The 12,876-nt window shown below is 37.6% G+C and carries 11 protein-coding genes; 8 read left to right on the top strand and 3 right to left on the bottom strand.

The features are described 5' to 3' along the window. Positions 1-5: 5 nt before the first annotated feature. The gene (locus tag ACWPVE_RS09490; protein ID WP_453992758.1) at positions 6-1,406 is read right to left on the bottom strand and encodes a purine-cytosine permease family protein; all 1,401 of its coding nucleotides are present in this window, start codon (positions 1,404-1,406) and stop codon (positions 6-8) included. A gap of 508 nt (positions 1,407-1,914) precedes the next feature. On the opposite strand from ACWPVE_RS09490, the gene ACWPVE_RS09495 reads away from it, so the two are divergent. The 3 genes from ACWPVE_RS09495 to ACWPVE_RS09505 are packed head-to-tail and all read left to right on the top strand — an operon-like array spanning position 1,915 to position 5,960. After that, positions 1,915-2,376, top strand: coding sequence for a PadR family transcriptional regulator (locus ACWPVE_RS09495; RefSeq protein ID WP_453992760.1), 462 nt, complete (start codon positions 1,915-1,917; stop codon positions 2,374-2,376). 12 nt (positions 2,377-2,388) lie between these two features. Beyond that, on the top strand, positions 2,389-4,128 hold the full coding sequence (locus ACWPVE_RS09500; RefSeq protein WP_453992762.1) for an ABC transporter ATP-binding protein: 1,740 nt from the start codon (positions 2,389-2,391) through the stop codon (positions 4,126-4,128). Positions 4,129-4,160: 32 nt separating this feature from the next. After that, positions 4,161-5,960: an ABC transporter ATP-binding protein gene (locus ACWPVE_RS09505; protein ID WP_453997442.1), complete on the top strand. Its 1,800-nt coding sequence runs from the start codon at positions 4,161-4,163 to the stop codon at positions 5,958-5,960. On the opposite strand, the gene ACWPVE_RS09510 is transcribed toward ACWPVE_RS09505, so the two are convergent. Further along, on the bottom strand, positions 5,932-6,567 hold the full coding sequence (locus tag ACWPVE_RS09510) for a nuclease-related domain-containing protein (protein ID WP_453992764.1): 636 nt from the start codon (positions 6,565-6,567) through the stop codon (positions 5,932-5,934). The genes ACWPVE_RS09505 and ACWPVE_RS09510 overlap by 29 nt on opposite strands. A 156-nt stretch (positions 6,568-6,723) precedes the next feature. On the opposite strand from ACWPVE_RS09510, the gene ACWPVE_RS09515 reads away from it, so the two are divergent. Both ACWPVE_RS09515 and ACWPVE_RS09520 read left to right on the top strand, forming a co-directional pair. After that, positions 6,724-7,458, top strand: a complete 735-nt coding sequence (locus ACWPVE_RS09515) for a sulfite exporter TauE/SafE family protein (RefSeq protein WP_453992765.1) — start codon at positions 6,724-6,726, stop codon at positions 7,456-7,458. Between the two features lie 376 nt (positions 7,459-7,834). Then, a complete protein-coding gene (locus tag ACWPVE_RS09520; protein WP_453992767.1) occupies positions 7,835-8,410 on the top strand; it encodes a uracil-DNA glycosylase in 576 nt (191 codons plus the stop codon). Between the two features lie 35 nt (positions 8,411-8,445). On the opposite strand, the gene ACWPVE_RS09525 is transcribed toward ACWPVE_RS09520, so the two are convergent. After that, a complete protein-coding gene (locus tag ACWPVE_RS09525; protein ID WP_453992769.1) occupies positions 8,446-9,048 on the bottom strand; it encodes a TetR/AcrR family transcriptional regulator in 603 nt (200 codons plus the stop codon). A 200-nt stretch (positions 9,049-9,248) separates the two neighbouring features. On the opposite strand from ACWPVE_RS09525, the gene ACWPVE_RS09530 reads away from it, so the two are divergent. The 3 genes from ACWPVE_RS09530 to ACWPVE_RS09540 all read left to right on the top strand — a co-directional run bounded on the left by ACWPVE_RS09530 (position 9,249) and on the right by ACWPVE_RS09540 (position 12,830). Continuing rightward, on the top strand, positions 9,249-9,986 hold the full coding sequence (locus tag ACWPVE_RS09530) for an SDR family NAD(P)-dependent oxidoreductase (protein WP_453992771.1): 738 nt from the start codon (positions 9,249-9,251) through the stop codon (positions 9,984-9,986). A 325-nt stretch (positions 9,987-10,311) separates the two neighbouring features. After that, positions 10,312-11,565 carry a cytosine permease gene (gene codB, locus ACWPVE_RS09535; protein ID WP_453992772.1) on the top strand — a complete coding sequence of 418 codons (1,254 nt, stop codon included), beginning with the start codon at positions 10,312-10,314 and terminating at the stop codon, positions 11,563-11,565. Continuing rightward, a complete protein-coding gene (locus ACWPVE_RS09540; RefSeq protein ID WP_453992773.1) occupies positions 11,562-12,830 on the top strand; it encodes a cytosine deaminase in 1,269 nt (422 codons plus the stop codon). The genes codB and ACWPVE_RS09540 overlap by 4 nt, the downstream gene beginning before the upstream one ends. Positions 12,831-12,876: the final 46 nt, after the last annotated feature.

Below are 12,876 nucleotides of genomic sequence, written 5' to 3' on the forward strand. Positions count from 1 at the left end.
TCCTGTTAAGCGACGTACTCTTCTTTTTCAATATCAGTTGCTTCTTTCTTAATATAGTATTTCCCTTTAGTTGCAACTGCTAATATAACCGTAATGATTGATGCGAGTATGGCAGCAAAGAAAGCTGCTGTACTTTGTAAAAATGTTCCCATGAATCCTAGTGCTGCCACTGTTCCAAGGATACTTGAAATCAGCAATGCGGCTACACCTACGGGATTCCATCTAAATAAATTTTCTTGTCTAGCTTCATAATAAGCAGGGCCAATCTTTAGCATTTTCTTAACAAAAACCGCATCCGTAACTAAAATAGCTGCCCAAGATAGCAAAAATACTCCTTGGAAAGTTAACGCTGTACCAAGGTTATTGACAATATCAGTAAGCATTAAGAAGATGGCAGATACACCTGTCACAATTACCCAAAAGCGTCTTCCTGGTTTAAAGTGAAATACGTTTTCAAAAAAGTTTGATAGAGATAATGACCCGCTGTATATATTCGTAACATTAATTCTTACTTGGGTAATCATTGTAAATAATGCTCCCCACATACCAAGAAGTGTAACAATGTATACACCAGGATTCGGTTCGCCTAGACGAACGCCAAACCAAATACCTAAGCCTCCCATTACACCAAAACAGAAAATTTGTGGGACAAATCCGATTGCCCATATGCCAATTTTCATGTCTTTTGGTTTAAGAAAACGTGCATAATCAGATGCGAGTAGTGGGGTTAAGCCCATAATACCGTGTTGCATGCCGATACAAAGTAAGAGAGCAGTACCACCGACCTTAACATTTTCCGGCATATAGGTCCAGAAGCTGCCTTCATATAGAGATGGTGTCATAAAAGCTACCACAATTGCAGCAATTAAAAAGATGCCAAATAAAGGTAATGACCATTTCTGTAGTTTGTCCAATTGCTTAATTCCAAACCAATTTAATGGAATGACAATAGTACCGAAGAAAAGAATTAAAGCCCATTCAGGAATAATAGGTAAGAATTCATGCACAGCGGCAACTAAGATTAAGCCTTCAAGTGCACAATACATGATGAAATTTGTAGCATAGATAATGGAGGTTAATGATGCGCCAATATAGCCGAATCCGCCACCTCTTGATAATAAATTAACATTCATACCAGACTTTGCAGATAAGTAAGCAATGAATGTACCAAGAATACCGGCAACGATTATCGCATATATAGCGGATATGATGGCGTTAATAGCACCAAACTGGAGTGCCATAACACTTCCCATTTGAAAGTAAAAAATAGCCGTTGCAATTCCGAATGTGATATTTGTAATACTTAACCATCCCATGTTTCTCTTGTTAAGTGGTACCCTATCCAATGAATAATCATCACTCAACGATTCGTTGTGATTTTGATCTGTTTGGATACCAGATTCCATTATATCAACTCCCCTTTGTGAATAGTTTCACAAGAAAATATCTTGCAAACTAAATTTGATGTACGGTTTGCTTAACTGCTAATAATCGTAACAAACATTTTAGGAAGGCTGCAAACACAAGAATACTGCATATTCGCTGATAAATCCTTGTATGGCCGTTTCTAGTTAACATAATCAACATCATTCTTAGAATTGGTACCAAATAACGAATGTTATATCGGAAATGCTTTGAAATATGCGTAGTAAAGTTGTAGGTAAGGCACATTACGCAAAATGGTCAAGAAAACTTTCGTTATTTGTCGGTAATAGGTATTCATATTCTACAGAAAATGAGGGTGTATTATACCTCATGGTAAATTTTTAGTAAAGCATAAAAGTCAATAGAGTCAGACGAGAAGGTCGATTTTGCCTTAATTTAGTAACGAATAAACTTTTCGGTATTAATTATTGCGATTGATAGCTATCGATATATCGAATATAATTATCGATATAGATAAGGAGGTGCGGCATGAGAAGAAGACGTGGTTTTGTACAAATAGCCATTTTGCATCTGTTGAAGGAAGAATCCATGCATGGCTATCAAATTATGAAAGAACTTGAAGAGCGATCAAATGGTGCTTATTCCGCGAGTGCAGGAACCGTATATCCAGCTCTTCAGGAGTTGGAGGAACAACAATTGATTGAACGGGGTGAAAATACCAACAAAAAGGTCTATTCAATCAATGAGAATGGTCTAAAGCGTATAGAAGAGGGGGATTATTCCAGAGACGATTTTTGGATAGAGTGGAGAGAAAGAATGGTTTGGAAAAACTCTGAGGAGTTTATTGAGCTTAAGTCTGCAATGGAACGATTAGAAAGGGAATTACGACAGGCTGTGAAACAAACACGTGGAAACTCTAAAGGTGTAGCCGACATAATTTCCTTAATAGATGAAATGACGGAAGCATTAAAAAAGAAAAGCACGAAGTAAGGGGAAAGTTTCATGAGGGCAATGAAAAAGTTACTTACGTATGTAAAGCCATATCTATTGTTTGCTGTTTTAGCGCCTCTTTTTATGTGCGTTGAGGTTGTAATGGATCTCCTGCAGCCAACAATTATGCAGAAGATGATTGATACAGGAATTGCCAATCAGGATAATGGGTATGTCATTCAATTAGGACTTATTATGCTATTATGTGCGATCATTGGATTAATTGGTGGGGTAGGCTGTATTATTTTTTCATCCAAAGCGTCTGTTAATTTTGCTACAGATATACGTCAAGATGTGTTCAAGAAGACAGGTCAATTCTCGAATCATAATATTGATTCATTTGGGACTGGGAAATTAATCACGATTACTACAAACGATATTACAACTTTGCAACAGGCTGTGACAATGACACTTCGTATTTTTGTACGAGGGCCATTGCTCTTTATTGGTTCAATCGTAATCGTTTGGTTTACTGCAAGGGAGCTATTCCCCATTTTATTAGTAGCTATCCCTATTCTTATTGCCTTTATTTACTTTTTTTCAGTAAAGTCTGGAAAACTATATTCTAAAGTTCAAAAAGCAATGGACCAGGTTAATACAAAACTTCAAGAAATGTTAGCTGGGATACGCGTTATAAAGGCATTTGATCGACAAGATTATGAAATGGGCCATTTTAAAAAGGTGAATAATTTGTTGACGAACCGCCTGATGACTGCAGAACAGCTCATATTATCATTAATGCCAATTATGATGTTTGTGGTGAATTTAGGGATAATAGCTGGACTTTGGATGGGAGTTATTAAAGTTAATGAAGGTACACTTCAAGTGGGTGTTATATTAGCATTTTTAAATTATTTAAACATCATGATGAATGGATTAATTAGTAGTAGTCATGTGTTGATGCAAATTGCGCGTTCTTTTCCTTCTGCGGAGAGAATTGTTCAGGTTCTTGAAACAAAAAATGCTATTAATGAACCAAATCACCCTCACCCAATAGATCACCTAGAAGGTGAAGTGGAATTTAAACAAGTAAATTTTAGTTATAGTAAAAATGGGAAATATGTGCTCCATAATATTTCTTTCAAGGCCAAGGCAGGACAAACGATTGGTATTATCGGTTCAACAGGAAGTGGAAAATCAACACTAGTGAAACTAATCCCACGCTTGTATGATCCAGATTCTGGCGAAATTTACATTGATGGAATTAATGTAAAAGACATACCTCTTGAAACATTACGTAAAAGTATTGGGTATGTACCTCAAAAAGCTATGCTTTTTTCTGGGACAATTGATGAAAATTTACGTTTTGGAAAAGAGATGGCAACAGAAAATGAGATGGATCAGGCTACGGAATCTGCGGCAGCTAGCGAGTTTATCAAGAGATTTGAGGAGCATTATTCACACATGCTGTTGCAAGGAGCAACAAATCTATCAGGTGGTCAAAAACAGCGATTATCGATGGCGCGAGCGTTTATACGCAAGCCTAACATTCTAGTGCTCGATGATTCGACTTCAGCGATTGACGCTTTGTCGGAGGGAAAAGTTCAACAGGCATTACGAAAAAACTACTCGAATTCGACGGTGTTTATTATATCATCGAAGATTTCATCTGTTATGGATGCAGATCAGATCCTTGTGATGAGAGACGGTGAGATCGATTCGATTGGTACACATGATGAATTAGTAAGAAAGAGTGAATTATATCGAAATATCTATGCAACCCAAGGTGGAAGGGAGGTTGAGTACGGATGAGTAAATCAGCCACGCAATCGAATCCAAATATGATGGCTCGTGCACGTGGTCCACGAGGCTTTGGTGGCCCAGTAGAAAAAGCAAAGGATTGGAAGAGAACAATACGACGAATTTGGAGGCAAATGGAGAAGCAAAAAGCTGGGTTAATTTTTTCCGTTATCTTTGTAATCCTCTCCACAATTCTAGGGCTTATTGGACCATATTTAATTGGGGTTATTATTGATGAGTATATCATTCCAAAAGATGTGTCTGGGACGATAACCTTCTTGGGGATACTTACTGCCGTATACGTGGCAACTGCATTGTTTACCTGGTTGCAAAATTATATGATGGTTCGGGTTTCTTTAGAAACTATACGGAATTTACGGCAAGAATTATTTAATAAGCTCCAAACTCTCTCCTTGAGATTCTTTGATAATCGTACGCACGGTGACTTAATGAGTAGGGTAACAAATGATATTGATACTTTAAATAATGCATTAAGCCAGAGTATCATCCAAATCCTTTCTTCAATTTTAATGGTTTCAGGAGTAGCAATTGCTATGTTTTCCCTTAATTGGGTTCTTGCTATAGTGACCCTCCTTGTCATTCCATTGATGATCTATACAACGAAAAAAATTATTACGTATAGTAGTAACTTTTTTATTAAAAGACAACGTGATTTAGGTCAATTAAACAGTGTTGTTGAGGAATCCATTTCAGGTAGTGAAGTAATTAGGCTTTTTGGTAAAGAGGAAAAAGTAAATGACCAATTCTCGGAGGTCAATGAACGATTGCGCGGATCAGCCATGGCTGCTGATACTGTTTCGGGATTTCTTGGTCCAGTTAATAACTTTATAAACAATATAGGGCTTGGTCTTGTCATTGCAGTAGGTGCTGTACTTGCCGTGCACAACCTGGCAACTGTTGGGATTATAGGGTCATTCGTTCTATATTCACGTCAGTTTTTTAGACCAATTAATCAGCTTTCGAATTTAATCAATCTGTTCCAATCTGCCATAGCAGGGGCGGAGCGTGTCTATGAAATAATGGATGAAACACCAGATATAGTAGATAAAGAGAATGCGATTACTGTTGATTCATTAAAGGGTGAAGTTGAATTTTCTCATGTCAATTTCAGTTATGAAGAAGATAGCCCCATCTTAAAGAACGTTCATTTTGCTGTTAAAGCAGGTGAGAAGATTGCACTTGTTGGTCCAACCGGATCTGGAAAGACAACCATTATTAATTTATTGACGCGATTTTATGATGTTTCATCGGGTGAGCTAATGGTGGATGGAAGAAACATTCAGGACTATCAACTCAGTGGTTTGCGTAAAAAAATTGGTGTTGTTCTACAAGATACCTTCTTATTCTCAGGTACAATAATGGAGAATATCAGGTATGGGCGTCTAGACGCAACAGATGAGGAAGTGGTCACTGCTGCGAAAATGGCATCAGCTCACCAATATATTCAACATTTGCCTGATGGCTATCATACCTGGATTACATTTGGCGGAGCAAACTTAAGTCAGGGTCAGCGCCAATTATTGGCGATTGCTAGAGCAATTTTAGCAGATTCAGATATTTTAATTCTTGATGAGGCTACTTCTAGTATTGATACAAATACTGAAATTGAAATTCAAAAGGGAATCAATCGTCTAACAGAGGGAAAGACGAGTTTTATTATTGCTCACAGACTAAAAACAATTGAAAATGCTGACCGCATACTAGTTATTCATCAAGGAGAAATCATTGAGTCAGGCACACACAAAGAGCTATTAGCGAAAAAAGGATTCTACTTTAACATGTACGACAGTCAGTTTAACCTTCAGGAGAATATAAATCGGTAAAAATTAGTTTAGGGTCTGGAACAGCCTGGCACATGATGCTAGGCTGTTTTTTGTGATTTCGGTAGTTGGTAGAAAATGAGGTGATGATTTTGGACATAGGAGCGGGTGTGGAAGACAGAGATCGATGAAAAGGAAGAGTAAGAGTCCGAGGATTAATAAAAATAATGGAGGCATCCACTAGGTAATTTTGGTTGAGATTTTGGAGGAGTTGGCGGAATAAAGAAGCACTTCGGGTAATTTGATTAATAGGGTTCTTATATTCACGGCCAGACGAAACAGAATAAAGCTTGTCTGATTTTAGATAACAATCTCCCTGAAAATTTTTAATATCTAGAAGATGAATAATGTCTTGTGAAATAAGTAAAGTATCAATTTGGAAATACGAGTTGTTTACTTCAAATAATAAATCATTGATAATGTATCTCTCTCCATTCAGGTCTTGTATCAATGAGTCAAATTTCACCTCCCCTTCATATCCTCTTTCAAGGTTTTGATGGTGGAATTTATCCTTTGAAGTTAACTCCATACGCGTATCTAATGAGCGTAAAGCTAACAATTCATCTGATTCGGTTCGAGGTTTTAGTATCAAACCCTTACTTCCTTTCATTATTCTATTTCTTAGTTTAAATGAAAACCAGGCTATAATTTATGAAAATTCTGTTAACAATCAAATATAGGAAAAACTTATCTATTTATATAAAAAAGATTAATTTTCTTAATCACGCCTTTGCCACTATACTTAAGGTGCAAGGGGTGGTAAAGAATGGAATATGTAATTCTGTTTTTAATTGGGATTTGTGCAACGACTGTGGGAACGCTCGCTGGTGGTGGGGGACTAATTAGTTTACCATCCATGTTAATCTTAGGAGTACCTGTTCACTCAGCAATTGGAGCGAATAAAGTTTCAAATACGATTAGTTCATTTTCGAGCTTCTTCTATTTATTACGGAAAAAGGAGCTTTCTTTAAAGAAGTCCATTTGGATTATACCTGTTAGTCTATCTGGTGGAATAAGCGGGGGTTTAATTGCCTCAAAAATATCAGCAGAAAATATGTATTGGGTTGCCGTTGTTCTGTTGCTTTTTGCCTTTATTATTTCGTTTGTAGGAAAAGGGGATTTTACTGGAAATGAACCATTGAAAATTAATAAAATCAGTGCACCAGGACTGTACAGTATTGGAATATATGATGGGATATTTGGACCTGGTCAGGGAACATTAATGCTCTATCTATACAACCATTTAAATGTAGCATACATTCAGGCAGTTGGATTGGTACGACTCGCTACTTTTTCAAGTTGTTTTGGAGCTGCGATGACTTATATTGCGACTGATAAAATAATCTGGCCCACCACGATTGCATTGTTGTTAGGTTCATTAACAGGTGCACAAATTGGTGTGCGTATCGCTCAGAAGCTAAAGCCACAATATGTCAAACCCATATTACGGATCGTGACAGTACTACTTATCATTCAAATCATTAGTGAAAATGTACGTTAATACAAATATTTGGACTTAATAAAAGGGTCCAGATTTTTGTATGGTTAGGAAATTGGAAAATTCCACTTTTTGGACCTTTTTGCATTAAGTTAGATACCTCTATCGTAAGCAGCCAGCCCAACTTAAGGTCTAGCCGATCCGTCTCAAGGAGAACACGCCTTTAGTCTTATGTCTTATGCTTGTAGGACTTACGCAGGACAACAAGGAGGTCTTCGAGAGAATGAGCATCGCACGAAGAAATGCAAAGCTTTTTCGAGGATGTGTTGACATCGACGTTTGCTCTCACGACGTGGCAGCAGTAAGGCAACGGTTTCGTTTTCAAGGCGCTTAGGCTTTTGTTTTTTTGGTTATCCTATCCACAAGGAGTGTGAAGGCAGTGAATCCATTTTGTCCTGAAATGTGGAATGAGGACCCAACACCAGAGGACCAGAGGGATTGTAAGGAATGCGGGCTTTATCAACAGGGGGCGCGAATGATTTGGGGGGAAGGAAATCCAAGAGCTCCGATCATGTTTATTTTAGATAATCCTGGTTCCCGCGAAAATCGTGATGGTAAGCCAATGGTTTGTGGAACGAGGCAAACGATGCAAAAAGCTGCATATGAAGCAGGGCTAGATAAAGGGCAGATATATGTGACATATATTTTAAAGAGACAACCGAAACGGGCTTATGATAAGGGCAAGACACGAGAAATCTGCATGCGCCATTTATATGACCAACTAGAGAAACAGAAACCGAAAATCATTGTTTGTCTTGGAAACGTGGCTGTTCAATCCTTTTTTCAGAACTCTGAACTTGAAGTTAAAGGGCTAAGGGGAAATTTCTATCAAATGAATGGCTATCAAACAACTGTCGCGTACCATCCGCTTGCAGCTAGGAGAAGGCCGAATTTGTATCCACTTCTGTTGGAGGATATGGAGTTAGTTGTGTCAGAACTTCGAAAGCAAATATAAAAAGACGGGTTCAATGGAATGAACCTGTCTTCATTTCAGTTACCTGTATATTTAAAAGAATAGATATGCGTTTTTGTTAAATCAATTACTTCCTCAATAAACTCTTCCTGAGATTCTTTGAAGTCACTTGTAATCCAATTTCGAATAAGTCCATAAAAACCGTAGGCCGTGTACATTTTAAAATAGTCCATATTGACGGGAATATCATTAATGGTTCTAAATATGAACTTTTCTTGATAGATTTTTAGAATGGTTTGAGGGAAGCTCGTATGCAGTCCAGGCAATGTATCGTCATATTTAATGAGTTCAAAAAAGTCCCGATTCTCATCAATATAGGAAACTATATTAAAGGATGGTTTACTGATCTTTGAGGTATGCACCTCCTGGCCCGCAGTATATGGCTTTCCTACAGAATTCCACAACCCTAACATCATGGAATTCAAAAGATCTTCAGCTAAATCAATCTTATCTAGGTAATGAACATAGAATGTGCTTCGATTATAGGAAGCTTTATTTACAATATCCTTTACAGATATGGCATTGTAGCCTTTTTCTTTGATAAGTTCGATAAGAGCTGATTTAAAATGTTCTTTTGTTCGATTTCGTCGCTTAAATCGTAAATCCACTCTATCATTCATTAAAAAAACCTCCTTAAAATAGACAAATGTATGTAAATTGTCTATTAATTAGACATTTTGATTTTTTTTGATGATTTCTTAAATGTGAACAAAATAGTAATATTTGATTATGACCAAATGGTAGCGCTTCATTATGGTCATAACTATTTCGAAATAGATATTCCAATATTTCTATTATATATTAAGGGAGGATTTATCGAATGGGGAAATTACAAGATAAAGTGGCAATTATTACAGGTGGAGCATCTGGAATCGGTGCAGCAACTGCACGTTTATTTGTTGAACAAGGGGCAAAGGTTGTTCTTGTTGATCTAAATGAAGAAAAAGGGAAAGCATTCGAAGAAGAATTAAGAGCGCTTAATGCAGAAGCATTATTTGTAAAAGCAAATATTACTAGTGAAGAAGAAGTAGCAAATATTTATAAACAAACAATTGAAGCATTCGGTAAAGTGGATATTGTATTCAATAATGCAGGTATCGGACGTGTTCAACCATCACATGAATTAGAGTATTCTGAGTGGAGAAATACGGTGAATGTTGATTTAGACGGCGTTTTCTTAGTGGCTCGCGAAGCGATTCGTGAATTCTTGAAAACAGGTGGCGGTGTCATTGTAAACACTGCATCTATGTATGGTTGGGTTGGTTCACCAGGTTCAGCGGCATATAACGCTGCAAAAGGTGGCGTAGTAAACTTAACTCGTTCATTAGCACTTGAATATGCTGAACAAAACATTCGTGTAAATGCTTTATGCCCAGGGTTCATAGATACACCAATTATCCCTGAAGAAAGTAAGCAGGTATTACGTGATATGACTCCAATGAAACGTCTTGGACAAGCAGAAGAAATGGCGAAAGCTGTATTATTCCTTGCGAGTGATGATTCTACATTTATGACAGGAAATAGCTTAATTGTTGATGGTGGCTATACGGCTCAATAAAATATTTGGCTCATTACCTAATCGGTGGTGGGCCTTTGTTATTTTCGGGGAAATAGTTTTCTATAATAACATTAAGAAAAAATATATTGACGTAATCATGCTTTTTTGCAATAATAAACACAATTAAATAACTGGTACCTTTAATTCAGTCCAGAGAGGCTGGCAAGGACGGCGGATTTTATTAGAAGACATGGGGATACGTGTATACTTTTCCCTACGTACTTTTAATAGATAAAGAGGCTAATTGTCAGGAAAACTGGTAATTAGCCTCTTTTTTTCTGCTTGCTTCTGGTATCAGAAAATGATCATACAGGAGGAATCATTCATGAAAAAAGTGGATTCAGAGTTTTCATGGCAAGCAGTGCCACAGTCAAATCGAAATGGGTTTTGGAAGACATTATCTGTTATGTTAGGTCTTACGTTTTTCTCAGCAAGTATGCTTGCTGGTGGAGAAATGGGGATGGGCTTAACTTTCACTCAGTTTATGACCATCGTACTTGCAGGAAATCTTGCGCTTGGCATTTATACAGGTACACTCGCTTATATTTCAGCGAAAACGGGCCTTTCAACTCACCTATTGGCAAAATATGCATTCGGAAATAAAGGATCTTATCTACCATCCTTTTTACTAGGATTTACACAGGTTGGTTGGTTCGGAGTAGGAGTTGCAATGTTTGCTGTTCCAGTCGCAAATGCAATGGACTGGAATGTGTATATGTTAATCTTCTTCTTTGGGATTGCAATGACGGTAACATCTATATTTGGAATGAAAGCACTAGTGGTTTTAGGGTTCATCGCAGTACCAGCGATTGGGATATTAGGTAGCTACTCTGCAGTTGAGGCAACACGGGTATTAGGTGGATTTGGAGCTTTAATGGATTATAAACCAACTGTATCCATCACACTTTCTGCTGCACTCACCATTTGTATCGGATCATTCATTAGTGCAGGTACGCTAACACCAGACTTTGCAAGATTTGCAAAAACGTCACGTTCAGCTGTAATTGCAACAGTGATTGCCTTTTTCCTTGGAAACAGCTTTATGTTCTTGTTCGGTGCAATCGGTTCAATGTCTTATGGCTTAGCTGATATTTCAGAGGTTATGTTTCTACAGGGATTGATGATTCCAGCAATTATCGTTCTAGGATTAAATATATGGACAACCAATGATAATGCTCTCTATGCATCAGGATTAGGGTTTGCGAACATCACGAAAATATCAAAGAAAGTGTTTGTAGTAGTAAATGGGTTAGTTGGAACCATACTAGCAATGTGGATGTACAACAACTTTGTAGGGTTCTTAACCCTTCTCGGAGCTGCTATTCCTTCAATCGGTGCCATTATTATAACGGACTACTTCTTTGTAAAACGAAGAGAGTATATCGCTTTTGAAAACATGACATTTAAATCAGTAAACTGGATTTCGATTGCGGCATGGGCGGTAGGTGTTGGGTTTGCACAATTTGCACCAGGAATTACACCGCTTAATGCCTTACTCGGAACAGCGGTTATCTATTTCGTATTCATGAAATTAGCAGAAGCCAAAAAATTAAGAGAAGCAAAGGTGATTTTAAATTGATTATTAAAAATGCAACCTTACGAGGAAAAGAAGGACTTTGGCATCTTGTTATCAACGAGGGTCGATTTGAAAAAGTTACGAAAGAATTAGATGAAGTAGAATTTAAGGGGGAAATAATCGATGTAGGTGGCTCGCTCGTTCTGCCACCCTTCATCGAGCCTCACATTCACTTAGATACGACATTAACGGCTGGTGAGCCTGAGTGGAACCTAAGTGGGACTCTATTTGAAGGAATTCAGCGCTGGTCACAACGAAAAGAATCATTAACACTCGAGGATGTAAAAACACGTTCAAAGAAAGCTATTAAATGGCAAATTGCACAAGGGATTGGGCATATACGCACACATGTCGACGTGACTGACCCAACATTAACAGCGTTAAAAGCAATGTTAGAAGTGAAAGAGGAAATGAAAGAGTACGTAGACATTCAACTTGTTGCTTTTCCGCAAGAAGGTATTTTATCGTATCCAAATGGAATAGAATTGCTTGAAGAAGCAATAAAAATGGGTGCCGATGTTGTTGGTGGAATTCCGCATTTTGAATTCACACGTGAATATGGTGTCGAGTCAATGAAGATTGCCTTTGACTTAGCAGAGAAATATGACCGTTTAGTCGACATCCATTGTGATGAAATTGATGATGAACAATCCAGGTTTGTTGAAGTAGTAGCGAAGGAAGCGTATGAGCGTGGACTTGGAAGTCGTACAACAGCAAGCCATACAACAGCAATGGGATCGTACAATGATGCTTATACGTATAAGCTATTTCGTTTGTTAAAGCTTTCGAATATCAATTTTGTATCAAATCCGCTTGTGAATATTCATTTACAAGGACGATTTGATACGTATCCGAAGCGCAGAGGGCTGACTCGAGTAAAAGAGTTAGCTGAGGCTGGCTTAAATGTGTGCTTTGGTCATGACGATATTTTTGACCCATGGTATCCATTAGGTACAGGCAATATGCTGCAGGTTCTTCATATGGGAATCCATGCATCACAATTAATGGGTTATGAGCAAATTGTGAATTCAATTGATCTGATTACAACAAACAGTGCAAAAACACTACAAATTGAAGAACACTATGGTATTTTGGAAGGAAAGCCAGCAAACTTCATAGTCATGGATGCGGAGAATGAATACGAAACAATCCGTAAACAAGCAAAAGTCCGCTATTCATTTAGGAACGGAAAAATCATTGCAGAAACAAAGCCAAGTGAAACAATGATTACCTTAGAGCAAACAGAAGCAATTGATTTTAATAAGTAAAAAAAGGGCATCCAGTTGGTTGGATGCCCTACCTTAATTCTATAGA

It is taken from the genome of Bacillus nitroreducens (assembly GCF_964021195.1).

Coding starts and splice junctions, on each gene's coding strand:
- ACWPVE_RS09525 (WP_453992769.1), bottom strand. CDS start 9,048: ATGAATGATAGAGTGGATTTACGATTTAAGCGACGAAATCGAACAAAA.
- ACWPVE_RS09490 (WP_453992758.1), bottom strand. CDS start 1,406: ATGGAATCTGGTATCCAAACAGATCAAAATCACAACGAATCGTTGAGT.
- ACWPVE_RS09530 (WP_453992771.1), top strand. CDS start 9,249: ATGGGGAAATTACAAGATAAAGTGGCAATTATTACAGGTGGAGCATCT.
- ACWPVE_RS09500 (WP_453992762.1), top strand. CDS start 2,389: ATGAGGGCAATGAAAAAGTTACTTACGTATGTAAAGCCATATCTATTG.
- ACWPVE_RS09510 (WP_453992764.1), bottom strand. CDS start 6,567: ATGAAAGGAAGTAAGGGTTTGATACTAAAACCTCGAACCGAATCAGAT.
- codB (WP_453992772.1), top strand. CDS start 10,312: ATGAAAAAAGTGGATTCAGAGTTTTCATGGCAAGCAGTGCCACAGTCA.
- ACWPVE_RS09495 (WP_453992760.1), top strand. CDS start 1,915: ATGAGAAGAAGACGTGGTTTTGTACAAATAGCCATTTTGCATCTGTTG.
- ACWPVE_RS09505 (WP_453997442.1), top strand. CDS start 4,161: ATGGCTCGTGCACGTGGTCCACGAGGCTTTGGTGGCCCAGTAGAAAAA.
- ACWPVE_RS09515 (WP_453992765.1), top strand. CDS start 6,724: ATGGAATATGTAATTCTGTTTTTAATTGGGATTTGTGCAACGACTGTG.